Annotated in this window: 15 protein-coding genes; 4 read left to right on the top strand and 11 right to left on the bottom strand. The window is 35.1% G+C overall.

What is annotated here, in order from left to right:
• Positions 1-27 precede the first annotated feature (27 nt).
• Both M0D21_RS15655 and M0D21_RS15660 read left to right on the top strand, forming a co-directional pair.
• Positions 28-1,191: a DUF4249 domain-containing protein gene (locus M0D21_RS15655; protein ID WP_248331203.1), complete on the top strand. Its 1,164-nt coding sequence runs from the start codon at positions 28-30 to the stop codon at positions 1,189-1,191.
• A gap of 10 nt (positions 1,192-1,201) precedes the next feature.
• Complete coding sequence (locus M0D21_RS15660) at positions 1,202-3,013, top strand: hypothetical protein (RefSeq protein WP_248331205.1); 1,812 nt, start codon at positions 1,202-1,204, stop codon at positions 3,011-3,013.
• A gap of 16 nt (positions 3,014-3,029) precedes the next feature.
• Here M0D21_RS15660 and M0D21_RS15665 read toward each other — a convergent pair whose 3' ends face one another.
• From M0D21_RS15665 to M0D21_RS15680, 4 genes are all read right to left on the bottom strand, one after another.
• Positions 3,030-4,766 carry an amidohydrolase family protein gene (locus M0D21_RS15665; protein WP_248331207.1) on the bottom strand — a complete coding sequence of 579 codons (1,737 nt, stop codon included), beginning with the start codon at positions 4,764-4,766 and terminating at the stop codon, positions 3,030-3,032.
• Between the two features lie 4 nt (positions 4,767-4,770).
• Positions 4,771-5,955: a nuclear transport factor 2 family protein gene (locus M0D21_RS15670; protein ID WP_248331209.1), complete on the bottom strand. Its 1,185-nt coding sequence runs from the start codon at positions 5,953-5,955 to the stop codon at positions 4,771-4,773.
• 73 nt (positions 5,956-6,028) lie between these two features.
• Positions 6,029-7,186, bottom strand: coding sequence for an MFS transporter (locus M0D21_RS15675; protein ID WP_317250449.1), 1,158 nt, complete (start codon positions 7,184-7,186; stop codon positions 6,029-6,031).
• A gap of 19 nt (positions 7,187-7,205) precedes the next feature.
• Positions 7,206-9,413 (bottom strand): bifunctional alpha,alpha-trehalose-phosphate synthase (UDP-forming)/trehalose-phosphatase, encoded by a 2,208-nt coding sequence (locus M0D21_RS15680; protein ID WP_248331213.1) that lies wholly within the window; start codon positions 9,411-9,413, stop codon positions 7,206-7,208.
• Positions 9,414-9,501: 88 nt separating this feature from the next.
• Between M0D21_RS15680 and M0D21_RS15685 the strand changes: the two genes are divergently transcribed.
• The gene (locus M0D21_RS15685; protein ID WP_248331215.1) at positions 9,502-11,304 is read left to right on the top strand and encodes a glycoside hydrolase family 15 protein; all 1,803 of its coding nucleotides are present in this window, start codon (positions 9,502-9,504) and stop codon (positions 11,302-11,304) included.
• Positions 11,305-11,327: 23 nt separating this feature from the next.
• Here the strand turns inward: M0D21_RS15685 and M0D21_RS15690 are convergent, their stop codons facing one another.
• Positions 11,328-12,125 carry a CBM9 family sugar-binding protein gene (locus M0D21_RS15690; protein WP_248331217.1) on the bottom strand — a complete coding sequence of 266 codons (798 nt, stop codon included), beginning with the start codon at positions 12,123-12,125 and terminating at the stop codon, positions 11,328-11,330.
• Between the two features lie 110 nt (positions 12,126-12,235).
• On the bottom strand, positions 12,236-14,527 hold the full coding sequence (locus M0D21_RS15695; RefSeq protein ID WP_248331219.1) for a starch-binding protein: 2,292 nt from the start codon (positions 14,525-14,527) through the stop codon (positions 12,236-12,238).
• Positions 14,528-15,163: 636 nt separating this feature from the next.
• Here M0D21_RS15695 and M0D21_RS15700 point away from each other — a divergent pair.
• Complete coding sequence (locus M0D21_RS15700) at positions 15,164-15,958, top strand: hypothetical protein (protein ID WP_248331221.1); 795 nt, start codon at positions 15,164-15,166, stop codon at positions 15,956-15,958.
• A gap of 108 nt (positions 15,959-16,066) precedes the next feature.
• Here M0D21_RS15700 and M0D21_RS15705 read toward each other — a convergent pair whose 3' ends face one another.
• The 5 genes from M0D21_RS15705 to M0D21_RS15725 form a co-directional block, all read right to left on the bottom strand.
• On the bottom strand, positions 16,067-17,884 hold the full coding sequence (locus M0D21_RS15705; RefSeq protein WP_248331223.1) for an acyl-CoA dehydrogenase family protein: 1,818 nt from the start codon (positions 17,882-17,884) through the stop codon (positions 16,067-16,069).
• Positions 17,885-17,920: 36 nt separating this feature from the next.
• Positions 17,921-19,108: an acetyl-CoA C-acyltransferase gene (locus tag M0D21_RS15710; RefSeq protein ID WP_248331225.1), complete on the bottom strand. Its 1,188-nt coding sequence runs from the start codon at positions 19,106-19,108 to the stop codon at positions 17,921-17,923.
• 20 nt (positions 19,109-19,128) lie between these two features.
• Positions 19,129-21,534 (bottom strand): 3-hydroxyacyl-CoA dehydrogenase/enoyl-CoA hydratase family protein, encoded by a 2,406-nt coding sequence (locus M0D21_RS15715; RefSeq protein WP_248331227.1) that lies wholly within the window; start codon positions 21,532-21,534, stop codon positions 19,129-19,131.
• A gap of 17 nt (positions 21,535-21,551) precedes the next feature.
• Complete coding sequence (locus M0D21_RS15720) at positions 21,552-22,007, bottom strand: MarR family winged helix-turn-helix transcriptional regulator (protein ID WP_248331229.1); 456 nt, start codon at positions 22,005-22,007, stop codon at positions 21,552-21,554.
• Positions 22,008-22,199: 192 nt separating this feature from the next.
• The gene (locus tag M0D21_RS15725; protein WP_248331231.1) at positions 22,200-23,972 is read right to left on the bottom strand and encodes an AMP-dependent synthetase/ligase; all 1,773 of its coding nucleotides are present in this window, start codon (positions 23,970-23,972) and stop codon (positions 22,200-22,202) included.
• Positions 23,973-24,054 lie beyond the last annotated feature (82 nt).

Consider the following 24,054-nt stretch of genomic DNA (forward strand, 5'->3'; position numbering starts at 1 on the left):
TACCATATCCATAAGTGCACCAAAATCATGATATGTCTTATTTTGGGATGTTTACTATGCAATAGTTGTGTTGAAGAGATTGATCTTCAAACCGAAGATTTTGAAAGTATACTCGTAGTGAATACTACGATTACTAATGAGCACAAAAATCAACAAATTAATCTGTCGAGAACTTTTAGGTTTGAAGAAAATGGTCCTTTAGCAGAACAAGGAGCAATTGTACACGTTATAGAGGATGAGAGCACGAGATATATTTTTGAAGAAGCTTTTCCCGGAATATATATATCTGAAGAACCATTTAGAGCCGAAGAAAATAAAAATTACCAACTCTCAGTGCAAACCATAGATGGTAGAGCGTACCTTTCTGATATTACACAATTACCTGCTGTGACAGCTTCTATAGATCGTGTGTATCCAGCTCAAATGTCTAACAGCGAAGGGGTAGAAGGAGTTGGGATACTGGTAGATAGTTTCGATCCATCAGGTGCATCTGTGTATTATAGATATCAATTTGAAGAAACCTATAAAATTGTTGCTAGATTTTGGGTTCCTGTAGACTTAACTCCATCTCTTGAGTTTGTTGAGCGTCCTGAAAGTCAAAGAATATGTTTTAATAGTAGTTCTTCTGAAGACTTAATTATAACCGATACTAATACCCTAAGTGAAGATCGGGTTAGTGGTTTTTTGTTGCGTTTTATCCCAGCAGAAGATATTGAGGTGGCCGAACGTTATAGTATACTCGTACGGCAGTTTGTTCAATCTCAAGAAGCCCAGGGGTTTTACCAAACATTAGCTAATTTTTCTGAATCTGAAAGTTTATTTTCACAAGTACAGCCTGGCTTTATAAGTGGTAACATCGTTTCACAACAAAATCCAGATGAGAGAGTGTTAGGGTATTTTAATGTAGCCTCTGTAAAAGAAGAACGTATTTTTTTTAACAGAGAAGATATACTAAATGATCTGCCAAGATTTTCTCCGGGTTGCGATAGAATAATACCGCTGCCTGGACCAGGAATAACCCCAGACCAATTCGACAGGCAATTACAAGACCTAATACGTTCAGGAAACGTTAAGTTTTTGGAGGAAATACGGGGAACAGATGGAGATGGAACGCTTGTTTTTGTTCCCAGACCTTGTGGAGATTGTACCGTTTTTGGAAGTAGTGTAGTACCAGAATTTTGGATAGATTAAATTATAATATATGACAAATGTTGTATCACATATAGGTGGTAATAAAGTTCTCAAGGTTTTTACCCTACTTAGTTTTTTCTCGATTTTTTTCTCGCAGGCGCAACATCGTCAAACCGCATTATCGACAGTAAAAGAAATTGAAGGTTTTAATCGAATCCCTCAAGAAAAAATCTTTATACATTATACAAGTACTTTGGCCTTTGCTGGCGAGTATTTACATTATAAAATATATTGTATTAATGAAGAAAATGGAAAGTTAAGTAGTATTAGCAAAATAGCGTATATACGCTTAATAAATGAAAAAGGGGAGTCTATTATTAAACACAAAATTGTATTACGGGATGGTACAGGTGAGGGAGACGTATTTATCCCAGTATCGATTCCTTCCGGAAGTTATAAAATAATAGGGTATACGCAATGGATGCTTAATGTAAGTGAATCTTACTTTTTTGCTGGTGATGTGAGTATTCTCAATCCTTATCAGGGAAATCAACAAAAGATACTGCCAGATGCGATTGAAGCAGATTCACTTAATACCAAAACAGAATCAGAAGAATCAAGAATCGTAGAGAGTAGCGTTAATAATTTGGTCTCAATTTCTTTAACAACAAAAGAATTTAATAAAAGATCAATGGTAGGTATCAAAGTTAAAAATGAAACATCAGCTTTGGGAGACTACTCAATATCGGTAAGAAAGGTAAATGAAATAACATCTTCCCCTTTACTAAACACAACGAATTTTGTAAATACGTATAGACAACAATCGACAACTTCTAAAAAGTTTTCCCGAAAATCTGTTTTTTTGCCAGAAATGAGAGGAGAACTTGTATATGGTAAAATCCTTTCAAATAATTCTTCACTACCAGTTTCAAATATTGACGTAGGCTTTTCTATACCCGAAAGTCCACACGGGATCTATGTGGTATCAACAGATGATGAGGGTAGTTTTGTTTTTAGTTTGGATAACAACTTTGAAAAAAGAAAGGGTACAGTTCAAATTTTAGATAAGAATAAGGAACAATATCAGCTGCAGTTAGAAGATATGCCTGAGGTGAATACCAAAAACTTAGATATGTATAAGTTTGCGATAACTCCGGAAGTGAAAAAAGAGATTGTAAAAAGAAGTATTTACAATCAAATAGAGCATAGTTTTTATAATCTTAAACCAGATACCTTGAAACAGATTAAAAAGACACTTCCGTTTTATGGTAAATTTTTCGAAAAATATGATTTAGACGATTACACTAGATTTAGTACCATAAGGGAAACTATAGTAGAAATTATAGATCGAGTTCGAACCCGAAAAACCAAGGATAAAAAAGAGGTGTTTGCAATCCAGGGAGATTATGCAGAGAAAAAAGATGATAAGTTATTACCACTGCTACTAGTAGATAATACAATTGTTCAAGAGCATGAAGATATCATCAATTACGATGCGAGGAAAGTTAAAAGTATTGGTTTTATAACCAATGTTTATTATCTAGGAACAAAGCGATATGATGGTGTTATATATGTAGAAACTTTAAATAATGATTTTCATGAGGGGTATGAGAAAAGTTATATTAAACCGATAACACTAGAACAGCCTAAGGAGAGAAAAAGTTATTATAAACAGAACTATCTAATAGAAAACGATTATGATCGTATTCCTGATTACAGATATCAATTATTATGGCAACCTAAGATTACTTTGGAAGCAAAAGAAGAACAACAGATAGATTTTTTCACATCAGATGCGACAGGAGAGTTCGAAATCTCTCTTGAGGGTTTTACCAGTGATGGAGAACCTATTTCCTTAAGAAAGTATTTTACGGTTAAATAAAACCACAATTTAAATTTTATCGCACAAAGGTAACTTTTGAAATTTTCCCTTCTATGATTTCATAGATAGCAATAACATTAGAATACTTATCTCCAAATCTAACATATTCCCGATCAACAATCTTATTATCAAGTACGATTCGATTTTTAATTTCACAGTATAAATTAGGGACACGATCGAACATGTCTTTAAATCTAGTCTTTAATTGTTCTTTACCGTTCATGATCAGTTCGTTGGGGAAATTGTAAATTTTAATGTCCTCGGCATAAGTATCCACAAAAGCATCAATGTTTCTGGCGTTGTAGGCATTAACTTGTCTTTGCACCAATTGTTCGGGAGTCTCTTTAAATATAGTGTCAACTACTAGAACTTGTCCGCTTTTTATCACGGTGTTTATGGAATTAAGATTTTGAAGATTTTCTATTGGATTTTTATCGAGAATTAAAATATCAGCCAGCTTATCCTCGCTAATAGATCCAAGGTTTTCAGATAAACCAAAACCTTTAGCAGCATTAATCGTAGAAGCTTTAAGAATACTCCAGTTATCTATACCTGCTAGTTTCATAGTTTCAATTTCTTGCATATAAGAAGAAGCATGCAAAGTACCTATGTTTCCAGCATCTGTACCAGTAGCAATGTTTACACCACTTTCTGTAAGTGTTTTTAAGTTCTTAAGCATGATACTATCACTTTTTTTATAATAGGCTTGCAGTCTTGAATCATCTTTTCTGAGGTTTTTAATTCTTTCAGGAACTTCTTTATCTGTATATTTTTTAAGATCTGTTAGTGATCTATAAACTGAAGGATGCCCAAATTCTAAATCTTGATAATGATTACTAGGTGTTGCAAGAAAAGATCTACCATAGTTTTTACTCACGATTAGGGTTGGAATGTAGGTAACATCATTAGACTTAACGAGTTCAACAAATTCCTGATCTACTTCTGTGTTATCTACACTATGTACTAAAATATCTGCCCCAGCTTTAATAGCAAGTTTGGCAGTCTCCAATTGTGTAGCATGTACGCTTAATTTTAAATTGTGTTTATGACTTAATTCAGCAATATGCTTTACGATAGCAAAATTTTTGTCTGCAGGTTGATCTTTTGAAACAATATACCATACTTTTATAAAATCAGGTTTATAAGCAATCATCTTATTAAATAACGCGGTTGCTTCTTCTTCTGAATTAATTTTCTCGATAGGGATATCATCTAATTTTGAAAATGCTTTAGGTTGATATGGAGAAAATAAAGGCCCGGTTAAAAAAACATTTGGAGATAGATGTTTTTTAGCAATACTATCTCTAACCTTGAAGTTAAAAAAAGGTCCTCCAACATCCATAACCGTCGTGATACCCAATCTGAGATATCGACTAAAATTATCTGCTATAATATCTTTTGCAAATTGTATTTCATCTTCATAAGGAACTATATGTCTTAAGTCAAGAGCGTCTGGTCTGGTATAAATACTACCGGTTTGAAAGAAATGGATATGAGTATCGATCATTCCAGGCATTGCAAATTTACCAGAACCATCAATAATGGTAACACCCTCAGTAGTCGGTATTTTATCTGAAGAAATTATGGATATTCTTTCTTCTTCAATTAAAATGTTTTGTTTTGTTTGTATTTGACCATTAGTTACATCAATAAGGCCGATGTTTTCTATTAATGTAGATTTAGATTTAGATTGTCCAAAAATTGCAGATGGACTTAAAATTACAAGCGAGAGAAAGATGATAATGTGTTTCATTGAATTATTGTACAAAAGTTACCTTTGAAATTTTTCCGTTTTTTACTTCATAAATAGCTACAGCTCCAAAACTCTGACCGTTTGCAGTTATAAATTCTTCGTCTATAACTTTGTTTCCTATAACAATACGATTTTTAATTTCACAATGTAGGTCAGGCGTGCTGTTGAAAAAGTCTGCATATATTTTTCGCATTTCTTCTAGCCCTTCAAATTCTATGGTATTTGGGAATTTATAGGCTTTGATATCTTTGGTGTATGTAGCTAAAAAACCTTCAATATCTCTAGCGTTATAGGCGTCTAGTTGTTTTTGAACAATATGTTCGGGAGATACATCAGATACAACTGCAAGTTTAGTAGCGCTAGCATTAACAGTCAGGCGTGTAATGTTACCAAGTTCTTTATTAGTAAATGTATGAAAAACGTTCCAGCTCTTGTCTGTTTTGGTGTTGAATTTAAAAATAGTATTTCCTTGCCCCATAAGTATGGTGTTATCATTCAACCAACACATATCTTCTACGCCAGGGATGGTATTTATTATTTTTTTTGTGGCACCCGTTGTAGGATTGATAGATTTGATTTCCCAGATTTTCCCTTCTTTGCTGATATAACTGATGAGGTTAGAATTTGGAATTTTATGTAATGATCTCCCCACTTTATTCTGATACGTAGTATTTGAATTGTCATTTAAATTTGAAACTACGAGAGACATCCCACTATCAACAAGTACAGACGATAAAAGAGTTTCTTTATTAAACCAAGTATGATATCCCACCTTGAGGTCTTCTATTAAGACTTTTGCAGTTCCTGTTTTATAATCATATCGATATAATAGCTGTTTTCCGTCGTTATCCAATCGTATTGCAGATACATCTTCTTGATTAGGGATTTTGGTTGGGGAGTATTCGCTTCCATCGGGTGTAGAGTTGATCCACTTTATCTTATTAGTTGAAATATCGTATAATGCAATATCGGTTTGATTGTTTAAAGTAGATGAAAAAAGAACGGAGTTGTCATCATAAAACGATGGCTGATTATCATACCCATCATTGTTGGAGATGTTTTTATGATTGCTTAGTACATAGTGTTCTCCTTTTTGAGAAACATCAAAAAGATGAACTTCTGTATTAGACTGTGAAAAAGCAGTGTAACTATAAATAAACAATATGATAAGAACCTTTGTACTTCTCATTTTTTATTTCGAAAATAGATCAAAAAAGTATTTTTTTTCTTAAGGATTTGTTAAGAGTAACTCTTGTTTTTGATTATCGTCTTAAGGCGTAAAGACCAAATAATGGCCCTATGCCTAGAAATAGATATAAAAGGGTAGGGTCAATTTTTCCAAGAAGAAATGATAGTAGTTGAATACTTCCTATGGTAATCGCAAAACCAATAGAGTTGGTGATAGTCAAAGCTGTTCCTCTTAATTCTGGAGGAGCCGCCGCGGCAACCATGGTCGAAAACTGAGGAGAGTCTGATATGACTACCATTCCCCAAATACACAATGCACCAATAAAAAAAGCAGGTTGTAAATAGAAAAGTAAGGGAGATACCAAACAGAAAAGTCCAGAAACCAATAACGAACGATAAGCCACTTTTCTACTGCCGGTTCTTAACGAAATCAAACCGCCCAGAATACATGATATGGTACCTGCGGCAATAATAATAAAAGACCAAAATGGTATTTGAAGAGTTGTGTTATATAGGGAAACATATGTTTTGAGTATCACAGGTACGAATCCCCAAAAGGCATATAATTCCCACATATGGCCAAAATAACCAAATGCTGCTTTTCGAAAACTTTGAATTTCAAAGAGTTGTGTAATTACTCCTAATTGCAATTTAGATACAGGTTTTCTAAAGGGACCATCGGGTACGAGTAACCACATACTTATACCTCCCAAGGTAGCTAAAACAGATGTTGTTATTATTACTGATTGATAATCGCTATTCCAAGAAAATTCGTTGATAAAATGCGGGAATGCCGTTCCCAATACTAGAGCACCTACCAGGTAGCCCAATGCTTTTCCTAAACCACCTTTATAGTAATCTGAAGCTATTTTCATTCCTATCGGATAAATTCCAGCCAAGAAAAAACCAGTTCCAAATCGAGCTGTTAAAACATTAAATACAGTGATGTTAGGAATTAGTAATGTGAGGTTACAGATACTACCCAATAGTGCACATATCAAGAATATACGAGAAGGAGAAAATCGATCGGCTAGAGTTAGCAAAGCAAAAGTAAGTGTACCAATGATAAACCCAAACTGCACAAAAGAAAGTAAATACCCCAGAATATTAAATTCTACATTGAATTGATTGGCAAGATCATCGATTACTGCATTACCTGCAAACCACAACGAAGTGCAGAAGAATTGAGATAAAATGATGACGGGAAGTATGTAAAATTTTGGTTTCAGAATATTCGATTATTGCGTTAAGTTAAACAAATGTGTTTAAAAGTTCATGTACTTGGTCGATATCTTGCACATAATATTTCGCTACGGTCTTTTTTAACCCCACTTTTATAGTATATGTGCTTTCTGGTAGTTCTCTAAATAAATGTTCATCTGTCCAGTCATCACCGATAGCAAAAATAAAATCATACGAGGTACCTAATAACATTTTTGAAGCCGATTTTCCTTTACTCACACCACTTACTTTAATTTCTAATACTTTGTCTCCTTCAAGAATTTCAAGATTATGATTAGCAATAAGTTGTTGGATAGTAGTTTTTAAGGAGTTTGCTCTTCTTTTTCCTAAGTCGGGATCAACATTTCTAAAATGCCATGCTAGGGAATACCTTTTTTCTTCTACCAGAGATCCCGGAGTTCGATCGGTGAAGGATTCCAGAATAGGGAGAATAGAGCCAAACCACTTATTATCGACCCTTTCCATTAATTCCCAATCTTTTTTTCCTTCTTTTAACCAAGCACCATGTTCGGTAATAAGAGTATATTCTTTGTGCCCAAACCATTTTTGTATAGTATCACGATCACGACCAGTAATAATAATTACTTTGGTATTTGGTTGTTCGTGCAAAGCATCTAGTAAATCAAAAACTCGTTGTGTAGGTTTTGCATTTTCCGGCAACTTTTCAAATTGAACCAGTGTACCGTCATAATCTATGAATAAAACCTTGTTTTTGGCCTTGTTAAAATCTGAAGTCATTGCAGACTGAATGCTGTCTGAAACTTTTTTTAAGCTGTATTCTTTGGTGTCATTTTTTATTCCTTCCAGAGCCTCCATAAAATCATTGGCCCACTTTTCAACATTATATCGTTGTAAACGTTTTTGCAAAGCATTATTTCTTTTTATTTGTTCTTCTTCAGGCATTTCAAGAGCAAACTTTAGAGTATCGGCGATTTCTTCAAAATTATTTGGATTGATAATAAGGGCTTCACTCATTTCGTTAGAAGCTCCGGTCATTTCACTTAAAATAAGTACCCCTTTCTTATCAACCTTAGATGCAATGTACTCTTTGGCCACCAAGTTCATACCATCACGAATCGGAGTGAGCAAAGCCACTTCGCTAGAAGTGTATAAATCAATAAGATTTTCAAAAGGCATAGAGCGATAGAAATACCAAATAGGAGTCCAGCTCACCTCTGCAAACTTACCATTAATTCTACCTACCAATTGATCAATTTCATTTTTTAATCGTTGATATTGTGGAACATCAGAACGAGAAGGAACGGCTAACATGACTAACCTAGCTTTACCTTTAAACTGAGGGTATTTGTCTAGAAAATATTCAAATGCACGTAGTCTATTTGCTATTCCTTTGGTATAATCTAATCTATCGATCGAAAGAATAAGTTTAGCTTGATTTTTACTTTTATTGAGGTGCTTATCAATTTCACGTTGTATCTCGGTTTGATCCTTTTTCTCTTGATTATTGTGAGCTTCGGCAGCATCATGAAACTTATTATAATCAATTCCCATTGGGAAGGAATCAACTTTAATGATACGATTATCAAGATGAATATTATTAAAGCTTATTTCATATCCCAAAATTCTTTGAACCGAACTTAAAAAATGACGTTCATAGTCATAGGTATGAAATCCAAGCAAATCTGCTCCCAGCATTCCTTTCAGTAACTCTTCTCTGCATGGAATCGTTCTAAAAACTTCATACGAAGGAAAAGGAATATGTAAAAAGAAACCTATAGATACGTTAGGCTTTTTTTTGCGGATCATTTCAGGAAGTAATAGCAATTGGTAATCATGAACCCAAACCGTATCACCATCATCCAAGTTTTCTAAAACAATATCTGCAAACTTTTGATTTACCTGTTGATAGGTATTCCAGGTACTTTTTTCAAATTCTGTATACTCCATGAAATAATGGAACAAAGGCCAGAGTGTATTATTACTAAACCCATAATAAAACCCTTCAATATCATCTTGAGTTAGCGGTACACCAACACATTGGTGTTTTGCTAATGCTGTATTGACTTGATTTTTGAGGTCTAGATTAAATTCTTCCTCAGTTAGACCACTCCATCCAATCCAAATACTGTTGTTTTGTGAATGTACAGATTTCATGCCTGTTGCCAATCCTCCAACACTAGGTGTAGTTTCAATGGTATTATCACGAATTTTTAATTGTAAGGGTAGTCTATTTGAGATTATGATAGTTTTACTCATAAAACGGGTTAAAGTTGGTTCTCTCTTTTAGATTTTTTGTTAAATTTCGGAAAACAAGATTAAAAAAACTGCTATTTAAAGGAAATTTATGAATAATCTGGATTATGGAATTATAGGAAATTGCCAAAGTGCGGCGCTTATATCGAAGTATGGATCATTAGATTGGTGTTGTTTGCCAAATTTTGATTCGTATTCTGTTTTTGCCAAAATTCTAGATGAAGAGAAAGGAGGGAGTTTTGAGATTCTGGTAAGTGATGATTATAAAGTCTCTCAAAAGTACATCAATAAAACAAATATTTTGGTTACCGAATTTAATAACGGTACAGATGCCTTTGAATTTATTGATTTTATGCCCAGATATAAAAATGATGATGGTACCTTTTATGCTCCTTCTGATATTGTTAGATATGTAAAGCTTCTATCTGGGGAACCCAAATTTAGAATAAAGTATGACCCAAAGTTGGAGTATGCTATGGGAAAAACCGATAATGAGCTGAAAACCGATTTTATTAAGAGTATCACCAATGAAGAGAAATATGATACGCTATACCTATACTCCGATTTAGATTTAGAGGCGGTATTACATGGTCGTGAAATTACTTTAGAAGATAATGCTTACTTCCTTATTAGCTATCATGAGAAAATACTCAAACAATCTTTAGAAAGATGTTACCTAAAACTTCAAAGAACTAGAGTATACTGGATGAACTGGAGTGAAAACACTACCTCTTACAAACTATATAATCAAGAAATATTACGAAGTGCATTAGTACTTAAGTTATTGAGCTATGAGAAATCGGGTGCGGTATTGGCTGCGGCCACAACTTCTCTTCCCGAAACTATAGGAGAGGTTCGTAACTGGGATTATCGTTTTTGTTGGATTCGAGATGCGTCAATGGTCATTAAGGTAATATCTGATTTAGGGCATAAACGACTTGCCCAGAGGTTTTTACAGTTTATTATTGATATAATTCCGGATAAAGATGAAAAAATACAAATCATGTACGGAATTAATGGCGAGCGAAAATTAACCGAAAAAACGCTAGACCACCTAAGTGGATACAAAGGATCTACGCCAGTACGAATTGGAAATGCAGCATATCATCAAAAGCAAAATGATATTTACGGAATTTTGATGAACGTGATCTACCAGCAGTTTGTGAAATTTGATTGTGATCTAGATAATAGTGAAAGTTTATGGACAATCTCCAAAAGTATTGTGCATATTGTTAATGTAAATTGGGAAAAACCAGATAAGGGGATTTGGGAATTTAGAACCGAAGAACGTCACTTTACATTTTCGAAATTACTTTGTTGGGTCGCTGTTGACCGAGCTATCAAGATAGCAGAGTTGATCAATAAAACGGATAATATTGATAAATGGACTAAGTTAAGAGACAGGATTTACAATGATATTTATGAAAATGCTTGGAACGAAGAGGTACAAGCATATACACAATCTTATGGCTCTCCCGATCTCGATGCTTCTACATTATTGATGGAATCTTATGGGTTTATTGAAGCAAATGATCCTCGTTTTATCAATACTGTTAGAGCTACAGAAAAAGAACTGTGTAATGATGGACTTATGTATCGTTACAAGAACAAAGATGATTTTGGACTGCCTTCATCTTCATTTACAATTTGTAGTTTTTGGTTCATTAATAGCCTTTACAAAATAGGAGAGCAGGAAAAAGCGAAAAAATTGTTCGATCAATTATTGTCTTATAGTAATCATCTTGGTCTCTTCAGCGAAGATATAGATTTCAAAACCAAAAGGTTATTAGGGAATTTTCCTCAGGCGTATTCTCATCTGGCACTTATAGAGACGGCAGTAAATTTTTCAGGAGGAGTAACCAAAGAAGAGAAGATAATGGAGACGATTCTATAACCTATGAAATGTAATTTTTATGATTACTCTTCTAATACAATAGTCCCAAAAATATCGGCATTTATCCATCCTTGGTTTTTGTCTTCGCCAGGTACGAAAACTGATCCCATGAAATTTTCTCTTTCTGGGCTCGAATCATTATCGTTATAGGCTATAGCAAAACCAATTTTTTGACCCTTTTGTAAGATTTTGGCATCATTAGCTTTTCCTTCTTCATAGGTGTCATCGTATACTGTAACCACAAACTCCCATACCGAAACATTATCGTTGGTAGTTCTTTTAGTTACGACATGGCTATTATATAAAATAGGTTCCTTTTTGGCGTCTAGATCAACAACATTGCCATCTAATGCTATGTGATAAGCAAAAGCATTATTATTAAATTGATGTTCGCCTCCAGAATTGTCAGCATCAATAAAAATTTCAACACAATCATCATCCCACCATTGTGTTAAAGGATCTTTATATTGGTCTAGAAGGATATTATCTTTCACTTCGACCAAAATATACAAAGCTTCTGGTGTCCAAGCAATTTTATATCGTCCAAAGAAATCATCTACAGTAGGATACTCACCAATCCAAGCCTGATCCATAGGTAACCATTTTTGCTCCTTCCAAACAGGATCATCCATCTTCCCATCTATTTCAGGAACAATAACAGCTTTGTTAACCGGTAATATTTGATGATCTTTTTTCTCTTTTTTTGTTACAGTTTGTGCTATAGAAACATTGGCTTCTGTATTTGTTTGAGTAACTTTCTTTTCGTTTTTACATGCTGTAAAAGCACAAATAACACCTAGTAGAATGGTAAATCGATTCATATTGAATTCCTGATAATAATATAAAATTAGTAAGCGATCATTACATATATAAGTAACAATCGCTTACTAGTATAACAAAAAAAATGTTAAAATTTAATAATTCTTATGAATTATTGTTTTACCACTTTTATTGGAGTTGATAATCTTGCTCCATTTAACTTAATGGTATAGAAATAAATACCACCTTCACCAAGTTTGGCACTTTGTAGAGGTATGTTTTGCTGTCCTGCTAAGGTTTTTTGACTAAAAATAGTACTTGTTTGACCAAGAATATTGGATACTGTTACTTCCAAAATACCATCAGAACTGGTGTTTACAGATAAGGTAGCGTTATCTTTTATTGGATTTGGCCATATACTAATGCCTTTACTTACAAGGGTTGCATTTTCATCATCAAAATCGTTAGCTAGGTTGGCTCTGTTTGCCGGACATTGTGTAGGGCAATTGTTGGACCAGGTTCCGGTACTTTTTCCATTACTATTTCCTGTTACCCTAAACCATCCGTCAGTCCCTCTGGTAAGATCCACGGTTTGTTGACCGTTACCATTGTTAAATACCACGCCAATATCATTTGTAGATACTCCATTAGGAATAGTAAACGAACTGCTAGACCACGATGTACCGCTAAGATTGCTCATAGATTGTCCAGGCCAGCCCGAAGTTCCTGATAAAGTCTGATTTGTGGCTCTGTTAAACAGGTATATATTGGTAGTGTTACCCCAACCTCCTGGTCTTAGGAAATTAAGTGTTACATCATTTGATCCTGAAGATCCACTACAACCATTGGGGCAAGTATCTGACCATGTACCGTTAGTGTACCAACCTGTAGTACTTCTACTTAAATCATCTGTTTGGTTGCCGCTTCCGTCATTAAAAATAACTCTAATATTAGCTGCTGAGGTGCCTGCTTGTGGAGTAAGTGTATAAGAGTACCATTGAGTTCCCGATATATTGCTCATAGATTGTCCGGGCCATCCTGATGTTCCAGGTAGGGTAGCATTGGCAGAAGCGTCAAAGAAATACACATTAATAGAATTACCCCATCCATTTGGTTTTTGGAAATTGACTGTAAAAGGATCTACGGTATCGTTACCTCCACCGGTATTGTTTCCTCCTTGTGTCCAAACAGCATAATCATTACCCGAAGTTCTAAGTGTCCATCCGCTTCCATTAGGAGACCAGTTTCCGCTTCCTAATTTCATAGCAATAGTTCCGTTTCTTCCATCTATATAAGCTGCGTATAGATCATTTCTAGCTTCAGCTATATTAATAGATGATCCTGAGAATACTCGAACATCTTTTCTAATAGCGATTAAATCTTTTATTGCATCGCGTACCCCTGTTCCGGCATTAAAAAAATGTGTCCAAAACACCATTGGGTTACCTGGGTGAGTAAGAATATATGCATATCCTTTTCTTAGGTTGGTTTCTCCTCCAGGGAATACAAAATTCGATCCGCAACATTGTTGTGCTTCACCTGTATCATGGTTATCTAAAAATGTTACAGATTTTGTAGGGTTAATACCAATCATACCAGATGGGTTTCCAGCAAAATCTCTTAAATACGATAAGTTGTTGTCTCTTAGCGCGTTTTGTAAACTTACTTTGGTGTTGAAGTCAAAGGCAGAAGAAGAGCCTTGGGTCCAATTCACAAAATTATTGGTCTGCTCTCTGCTACTTTCTAGTAATTCTCCAACGGCAAAATACGGGCTTGTAGCATCGTTATATTCTTTGTTGTAAATAGGATTGTATCCATGAACAAAATCGTATCTCCATCCATCAAACCCTATATCATTCTTTAAAAAGTTCATCCATCTTATAATTTCCTGGCGAACTTCAGGGTTTTCATGATCTAAATCTCTCGCTGCTGCAAATCCTCCATTAGATCCATCAGCTTTAAGCGCTGTCCCTGGGAAAAAGTCATTATTGACACTAAAATTAACAGGAAAGTTTACAAAGTTTCTACCCTCATCGTCGGCTGTGATATAAAATGTAGGCCATGCCGGATTGGTGAAGGTTACTGCATCATTAGTACCAACTCGGTGATTGATAACGATATCACTTATTACCCTGATGTCGAGTGCATGATATTGGTTAATTAAATTTCTTAATTGTGTTTCAGAACCGTAAGCACTATCAAAGTTATAGAGTTCTCTTGGGAGATATCCTTGTGGAGCAGCAGAATTACTTGGAGGCGGCATCCAAATTAAGTCTATACCAGCATCTTTAATGGCGTTTCTGTTTTGGGTTACAACGTTATACCAAGTTTGGCCAGCAGGTTGGTTTTGTACATTCCAGTCAAAAGCCTGGAACATAACATCTTCATCTTGTGCTTGAATTCCGATAAAAGGAATTAACAAAAGCAGCATTACTAAAATTGATGTAAAAAAATTTCGTTTCATTGCATGATTTTTTGAGTTTGGTTACAAGTAAAATATACGAACGTGTCTCGTGTTTAAGTAATTAATGATAAGCTGTCATTAATGTAGTTCTAATGTGATCTAAAGGAGTGGTTGTATTGAAATAAGTCTCTGGAGAATTAAAGTAATAAAGTGTCAATATTTATTCATATAAAGCTCTAAACTACGGTGCTATTTCTTTGTTAGGTTAGGAAGTGTAGAAATAAGATGGTAGTATACAGATACTTAAAATATCCTTACAATAGTTTTTAGAATTTAAATTGGTTTCGAATTAATCAATAAAAGATAACTGTGTTCGATGATTAATGAGTAGCGCAAATAAATTTAAAATTTTCGCTTTGAAGTAAATGAAATTCATAATTAATAAATTTTTGTTTGTAAAAGTGTTTCTTGTGTTAAATTTTATCTAAGTTATTGCGAATTATTTAATTTTTTGGGTAACCAAGTCTACTACAACGTTTTCGTGTTGATAAATTATTGATTTTTAGGCTAGATACTGGTTAGTTAGTGTATGTTTTTAGAAAATTGATCTAAATAGTAATGTTTTGGTAATATTTAGGTTGTAAAGGTCTCTTTTGAGCTGTTTAATTTTATGAGACTAACTTAAAATATTACATAATGAAAAATCGATTTAGATTATTAAGCATTGCTTTATTGAGTCTGTTTTTAACTGTTGCTTGTGATCAGTCTGAAGAAGAACAAACAGCGGATTCTGTGGGACTTGAAATTCAGGAAACAGATGCTATAAAAGGAACCAAACAAATTAATGGCCATGATATACAGTACAATGTCGTGTCAAAAAACGATGTAGTGTATACGGCAAAAATTAGTATTGATAAACACGTATTATTTGCGACTGTTGACTATGGTACAGAAAGTATTGATCTAGATAGCAATGGGGCGATTTTGACTATTGGTCATAAAGAAGCCTTCTTAGATTTGGGAAAGGAGTTATCGGCGTTTCTTTTCAAAGATGGATCTACGAATGACTTTACCATGGTAGAGTTTACTTTATTGAGATTATTAGAATATTGGGCTAAGTCACCTAATTATTACAAATATCAAAAAATAAGTATAAAAGGGAATATAATGAATGGTATTAAAGGTTCGAATGAAGGTGTAACTTGTATAAGAAAAAACACCTATGTAACTGCAGTATATGACAATGCTGGTGGGAGAGAATTCAGAGATCGAAAGTTGGTGAATGGAGACCGTTGTCTCGGGCGTTGTGGTTCTGGGTGTCCGGGTATATTTACTTTGGCAAGTGCATGGACCAAAGATTGTTTGGATCACGATCAATGTGGTAGAGTATTAGGAGGTAGTACCAATCCTTTTGATAGTAATTGCGGTGATGAATATGCTCAGGCGGCAGATGATTACCTTTTTGGAGTAATACGAGGTTGTAGAGGGTAAACAATATTGTATAAAAAAACCGCCTTTTACCCAATATAAAAAGGCGGTTTCTTAAATCAAAATTAAACAACTCCCTAGTTTAACGCCGTAGGGTGGGCTATACCTCAATTAACCTAAAAAGTATCCGTTTTCTTCAGAAACTTTATTAGCAATTTTTGTTCTTAGCTCAACAACGTTAGGTTGATTTGCATATTTAGTAAAACGCTTAAGACCCATTAACATCATTCTTTGCTCATCACCTTCAGCAAAAGAAACGATTGCTTCTTTTCCTTTTTTGATAATGATGTCTACTGCATTGTATAAGTACAACTGGCTCATCGCGATCTGAGTCTCCTGAGATTCTTCACCAAAACGCTTAGCGTTTTTCTCTGTACGAAGAATTGCAGATTCAGCCATATAGATTTCAATTAAGATATCTGCAGCAGCCATTAATAATTGTTGGTGCTCTTCTAATTTTGGTCCGAATTTTTGAACCGCAGATCCTGCTACCATCAAGAATACTTTCTTTAATTTGGCAATAATTTCTTTTTCTTCTGAGAATAAAACCGAATAATCTGGAGTATCAAATGAAGGAATACCAGTTAGTTCATCAGCAACTTTCATTGCAGGCCCTAGAAGATCTACATGACCTTTCATTGCCTTTTTAACTAACATTCCTACCGCCAACATTCTGTTAATCTCATTGGTACCTTCATAGATACGAGAAATACGAGCATCTCTCCAAGCAGATTCCATAGGCGTGTCAGCAGAGAATCCCATACCTCCGAAGATCTGGATACCTTCGTCTGTACAATTTTGTACATCTTCAGAAACAGCTACTTTAAGAATAGAACACTCAATAGCATATTCTTCTACACCTTTAAGTTCTGCTTCCTGGTGGGTGTTACCTTCGGCTTGACGAATTGCAATTCTATCTTCGATATTTTTTGCAGCTCTATAACTCGCAGATTCATCGGCATAGGTATTGGTTGCCATTTCTGCAAGTTTAGATTTTATAGCTCCAAAATTAACGATTGGAGTTTTAAACTGAATACGCTCATTAGCATATTTTGTTGCTTCGTTAATTACTCTACGTTGCGCATCAAGACAAGCTGCAGCTAATTTGATACGACCAACATTTAAAGCATTCATTGCGATTTTAAAACCATTACCTCTTTCAGATAACATGTTCTCTACCGGTACTTTTGTTTCGTTAAAGAATACCTGACGAGTAGAAGAGGAGTGAATACCTAATTTTTTCTCTTCATCACCTAGTGAGATTCCATTAGGATTTGCTGGATCATATTCTACGATAAAACCTGTAATGTTTTTGTCATCTTCAATACGAGCAAAAACGATCATTAAGTTACAAAACCCTGCGTTTGAGATCCACATTTTTTGACCAGAGATCGAATAATGTTTTCCATCTTCAGAAAGAACAGCTTTGGTTTTTCCTGAGTTGGCATCAGATCCTGCACCTGGCTCAGTTAAACAGTATGCTCCCATCCACTCACCAGTAGCTAGTTTAGAAACATACTTTTTCTTTTGCTCTTCATTTCCGTATAAAGAAATGGGCATAGTACCAATACCAGTGTGTGCTCCAAAAGCCGTACTGAATGATCCTGTTGCTCCAGAAATATAATCACATACTAGCATTGTAGAAACAAATCCCATTCCTAATCCGTCATAATCCTCAGGAACAGCTACTCCTAAAAGACCAAGCTCACCAGCTTTTTTCATACACTGCTCAGTGTAATCATAGTCTTTAGATTCAAATCTTTCCCAATGTGCCCATAATTCACGGTCTACAAATTCTCTTGCGCTATCACGCATCATTCTTTGCTCTTCAGAAAAATCTTCTGGAGTAAATACATCTTCACATTTCGTTTCCTTTACAAGGAATTGCCCTCCTCGTAGAATATCTTTATTTACAGTTTCTGTACTCATCTTCTTCGTATTATATTTCTTCTTTTACTCTTTATATTAATTCAAAAATTCAAAAATACCGGCAGCTCCTTGTCCTGTTCCTACACACATGGTTACCATACCGTATTTTCCTTTCATTTCACGCTTGCGCATTTCGTCAAATAGTTGAACAGATAGTTTTGCTCCAGTACAACCTAGTGGGTGACCTAAGGCAATAGCTCCACCATTAACATTAATAATATCAGGGTTTAGTCCTAATTCTCTTATTACAGCAAGGGATTGCGATGCAAATGCTTCATTAAGTTCAATAAGTTCTACATCATCTTGATTAAGACCAGCCTGCTTTAATGCTTTAGGGATTGCCTTTACAGGGCCAATACCCATAATTCTTGGTTCTACACCTGCAGCAGCATAATTTACCATTCGAGCAATTGGCTCAAGGTTTAGTTCCTTCACCATTTCTTCACTCATTACCATTACAAAAGCAGCGCCATCACTCATTTGAGAAGAGTTTCCTGCAGTAACACTACCTCCAGCAGCAAATACTGGTCTAAGTTTCCCTAGTACTTCTTTGCTAGTACCTGCACGTGGTCCTTCATCTTTATTTACTGTATATGATTTAGTAGCTTTTTTACCACTAGCATCAATATAAGTTTGCTCTACATTGATAGGAACGATTTGATCCTGGAAACGGTTTTCTGCTTGAGCTTTTAGCGCTTTCATATGTGAGTTGTATGCAAACTCATCCTGATCTGCTCTAGAAACTTTATACTGGTCTGCTACAGCTTCTGCGGTATTACCCATTCCCCAGTAATAACTTGCGTTATCTTTGGCTAGGTCATAGTTTAGATCAGTTTTAAAACCTGTCATTGGTACGGCGCTCATACTTTCCGCACCACCTGCGATAATACAGTCTGCCATTCCTGCCTGTATTTTTGCAGTAGCAATACCAATAGTTTCTAGTCCCGAAGAACAGAATCTATTTACTGTTACACCAGGTACATCGATAGAGTCTAATCCCATAAGAGAAATTAAACGTGCCATATTTAATCCTTGCGCGCCTTCTGGCATTGCATTTCCTACGATGACATCGTCAATTCTTGCTTTATCTAGTTGTGGCAGCTCCTTCATCATGTATTCGATAGTTTCTGCAGCCAACTCATCGGTTCTTTTAAATCTGAACAATCCACGGGGAGCCTTTCCCACAGCTGTTCGATATGCTTTTACTATATATGCTGTTTTCATCTTTTTTCTTTTTCTAAATTCTAGTTTCTAAGAGGTTTTCCTTTCTTAAGCATATGTTCGATACGCTCAAGGGTTTTACGTTCTGTACAAAGAGATAAGAAAGCTTCTCTTTCAAGGTCAAGTAAATATTGCTCAGTCACCAAAGTAGGTTCAGATAAATCTCCTCCAGCCATTACATATCCAAGTTTGTTGGCTATTTTATGATCGTGTTCAGAGATAAACCTACTCGCTTCCATAGAATCTGTTCCTACCAAGAACATTCCTAATGCTTGCTTACCAAGTACTTTAATGTCTTTACGACGAGGAGGTTGTGTATATCCTTGCTCTGCCATTAATTTTGCATGTGCTTTTGCAGTAGCGATTTGACGATCCTTATTAACTACAACAATATCTTTACCTTTTTGTAGTAAGTTCGTATCAAAAGCCTCATATGCCGAAGTAGACACCTTAGCCATACCGATGGTTAAGAAATGTTCTTGAAGTATATTAAGCTCTACATCATTTTTCTTAAATAGATCAGCAGCTCTTAATGCCATTTCTTTAGATCCACCACCACCAGGGATCACACCAACACCAAACTCTACAAGTCCCATATAAGTTTCTGCAGCAGCTACAACTTTATCTGCATGAAGTGAGATTTCACATCCCCCACCAAGAGACATTCCATGCGGAGCAACTACAGTTGGTATTGCAGAATAACGCATACGCATCATAGTATCCTGGAAATATTTAATAGCCATATTCAACTCATCATATTCCTGCTCAACGGCCATCATAAATATCATTCCGATATTTGCTCCTACAGAGAAGTTTGCTCCCTGGTTACCAACTACTAATCCTTGGAAATCTTTTTCAGCAAGATCTATGGCTTTATTAAGTCCGGCAAGGACGTCTCCACCGATAGTATTCATCTTACTTTGGAATTCTACATTTAAAATTCCGTCTCCAAGGTCTTCAACTACAACTCCGCTATTTTTGAATACTTTAGCAGATTCTCTGATGTTATCAAGAATGATGAATGCATCTTGACCGGGAACTTTAACCTGTGATTTTTGTGGAATATCATAGTAGTATGTAGCTCCTTCTTTCACTGTGTAGAAAGAAGTGCTTCCAGAAGCGATCATTTCGTTTACCCAAGCAGCTGGTTCATACCCTTCTGCTTTCATCATTTCGATTCCTTTTTCAACCCCAACAGCATCCCATATTTGGAAAGGACCATGCTCCCATCCAAAACCGGCCTTCATAGCATCGTCGATCTTATATAGATCATCTGTGATCTCTGGAATACGGTTTGAAACGTATGCAAATAAAGCCGCGAGATTTTTACGATAAAATTCTCCTGCTTTATCTTTTCCGGAAACTAATACTTTAAAACGATCAATAACTTTATCAATAGTTTTAGTCATTTCAAGAGTTGCAAAAGAAGCTCTTTTCTTTTCTCTATATTCTAAAGTATCTAGGTCTAAAGAAAGGATATCCTTTTTTCCTTCAGGTGATACATGTTTTTTGTAGAATCCTTGTTTTGTTTTACTTCCTAACCATTTGTTTTCCATCATTGTATTGATGAAATCTGGCAGTTTGAATAGCTCATGGCGCTCATCATCTGGGCAGTTTTCGGCAATACCGTTGGCTACATGAACCAAAGTATCTAATCCAACCACATCCACTGTTCTGAATGTTGCAGATTTAGGACGACCAATAACTGGTCCTGTAAGTTTATCTACCTCTTCGATAGTTAATCCCATATCTTTTACCATATGAAATAAACTCATAATACTAAAGATACCAATTCTGTTACCAATAAATGCTGGAGTATCTTTGGCTACTACAGAAGTTTTTCCTAAAAATTGTTCTCCATAACCATTTAAGAAATCTAATACTTCCTGAGAGGTATTAGGTCCTGGAATAATTTCAAATAATTTTAAGTAACGTGCAGGGTTAAAGAAGTGTGTTCCGCAGAAATGCTTCTGGAAATCTTCGCTTCTTCCTTCACTCATAAATTTAATTGGAATACCTGAAGTGTTTGAAGTAATTAAAGTACCAGGTGTTCTGTATTTTTCTAAGTTTTCGAAAACTTGTTTTTTAATATCTAACCTTTCTACAACCACCTCGATGATCCAATCTACATCGGCAATTTTTGCTATATCATCTTCAAGGTTTCCTGTAGTGATTCGATTTGCAAATTTTTGATCATAGATAGGAGAGGGTTTCGATTTAAGAGCGGCAGTAAGCGAATCATTTACTAATCGATTTCTTACTACTTTATCTTCAAGAGTAAGGCCTTTTGCCTTTTCTTTATCGTTTAGTTCTCTGGGAACGATATCTAATAATAGAACTTCTGCACCAATGTTGGCGAAATGACATGCAATTCCCGAGCCCATAATTCCTGAGCCGACGACTGCAACTTTTTTAATGATTCTTTTCATTGTTGAACTTCTGGTTGTTAAGGTTTTATAGATTCTTGTTTCGTATAAATTTTCTTCGACGCTATTAAGTCGTTTATAATCTGAAATACCTCCAAAAAGGTATCTAGTTTTTCCTTCGGAATATGTTTTTTCACCGCGTTGTCAAAGGTGAAAACTACTTCTTTTGAAAAATTTCTCATTTCAACACCAAAAGGGGTGAGATAGATGAGAACGCCACGACCATCTTGAGGGTTTTTCTTTCTAAAAATCAACCCTTTTTCTTCCATGGTCTTTAAAGTACGCGATAGGCTGGTTGCTTCCATACCCATTTTGGGCCCTAAAGAGGTAGATGGAGTACCATTTTCGGGATCGATACTTAGTAGCGCAAACCCAGTAGCCATTGTACTTCCTTTTTTACTAGCTTCTTCATTATACATTTTGGCAACCGCCATCCATGTAGCTCGAAGAGCATAATCAATTGTTTTTTCCCGCATTTAAATATAATTGTGTGGTAAAGGTAAGAAAAATTTATTATGCACGCATAATAAATAACACAAAAATTTAAGAAATGATGAAGTAATTTACGTTTTTCTGATGAATTAATAAAAAAACTCCTCATAAAATGAGGAGTTTACTGATTTACAGTTAAGCTTGTATATAATTAATAATGTAATCAGTAAATTGAATTAGCCATAAATCTTCGCGTATAACGCACTATATTTTTCTTTGATTATTTTTCTTCTTAGTTTCATGGTCGGGGTTAGATGACCAGCATCGATACTCCATTCGTCTGGTGTAAGTTCAAATTTCTTTACACGTTCCCATTTACCAAATTTTTCATTGTGTTCGTCTATCTCTTCTTGATAACGATCGATTACTGTTTGATTTGCGATAATGTCGTCAAAAGAATCGCCAACTTTAATTCCTTTGCGTTCTGCCCAATCCTGTAAAAATTCGAAATTAGGTTGAATAAAAGCAGCGGGCATTTTTTCACCTTCTCCAATTACCATGATTTGTTCTATAAAACGAGACTGTTTCATAGCGTTTTCGATAATTTGAGGAGCTACATATTTACCTCCAGAAGTTTTAAACATTTCTTTTTTACGATCTGTAATGCGTAAAAAGCCTTCGCTATCGATTTCTCCTATATCTCCTGTATGGAAATATCCATCCTTTAGTACTTCGTTAGTTTTTTCTGGGTCTTTATAGTAACCTTGCATTACCTGAGGTCCTTTTACCAAAATCTCGCCATCATCTGCGATTTTTACTTCGGTGTCTGGGATCATTCTTCCAACTGTACCAATTTTAAAGCCATTGTCTCGTAAATCGTTAACAGAGATTACCGGCGAAGTTTCAGTAAGACCATAACCTTCCATAACGGCCATTCCTGCAGCATTAAAAACTCTTGCTAGTCTAGGTTGTAGTGCAGCACTTCCTGAAGCAATTACTTTTAAATTACCTCCCAGAGCTTCTTGCCATTTGCTAAAAATTAATTTGCGAGCAAGTCCCAATCTTTTTTCATACCACCAACCATTAGCACCATACGGTTCATATTTTAACCCGAGCTCTACAGCCCAGAAGAATAATTTTTTCTTTAAACCAGTTAAATCTGCTCCTTTTGCAATAATCTTGTCATATACCTTTTCAAGAAGTCTAGGTACTGCCGTCATTACATCTGGTTTTACTTCTTTAAGGTTATCGCTTATAGTTTCAAGCGATTCAGCAAAATAGATAGTAACCCCTAAATATTGATATAGATACATCAACATTCTCTCATATATATGACAAACTGGTAAAAAACTTAACGCTTTTCCTTCTCCAGAGTTAATTGGGAAACGGGTAGCTGCATTTATGGCATTGCTTACCACATTTTTGTGACTCAACATTACACCTTTAGGTCTACCAGTGGTTCCAGAAGTATAAATTAAGGTCGCTAAATCGTCTTCTTTAATCGAAGCCATAATTTTTTCTACTTCTTCCTGGTTACTAGCATCTTTCCCAAGATCAAGAACTTCATTCCAGCTTTTACATCCTTCAATATCATTAAAAGAATACACTTCCTTAAGAGAAGGAACATTTCCTTTTATATTGTTTACTTTTTCAAATACTTCATCATCAGAAACGAAACAATACACAGATTCTGAATGATTTAACACATATTCATAGTCTTCTTGCGAAATAGTGGGATAGATAGGAACATCTTGCGCACCAATTTGTAGTACACCTATATCAGTAATGTTCCACTCTGTTCTATTGTTTGAAGATATAATAGCGATTTTATCGTTGGGTTTTACACCAAGTCTTAATAATCCTCGGCTTATTTGGTTTGCTTTTTCAATATACTCTGCAGTTGAAGTAGCAATCCATTCACCATTATATTTTGTAACCAGAGCTTTATCTAAATTAAATTTCTCTAGTTGATAGTGTGGAAAATCAAATAATCTAGTAATTGTTGTCATAAGTTGTTTTAAAAATTCTTAGCAGTTTTTGTTTTTCTTAAACTACTATGCGTGCATAGTTTCGCAAATTATAAAAAATCTT

Source organism: Aquimarina acroporae, assembly GCF_023195925.1.
GTDB classification, from domain to species: Bacteria; Bacteroidota; Bacteroidia; order Flavobacteriales; family Flavobacteriaceae; genus Aquimarina; species Aquimarina acroporae.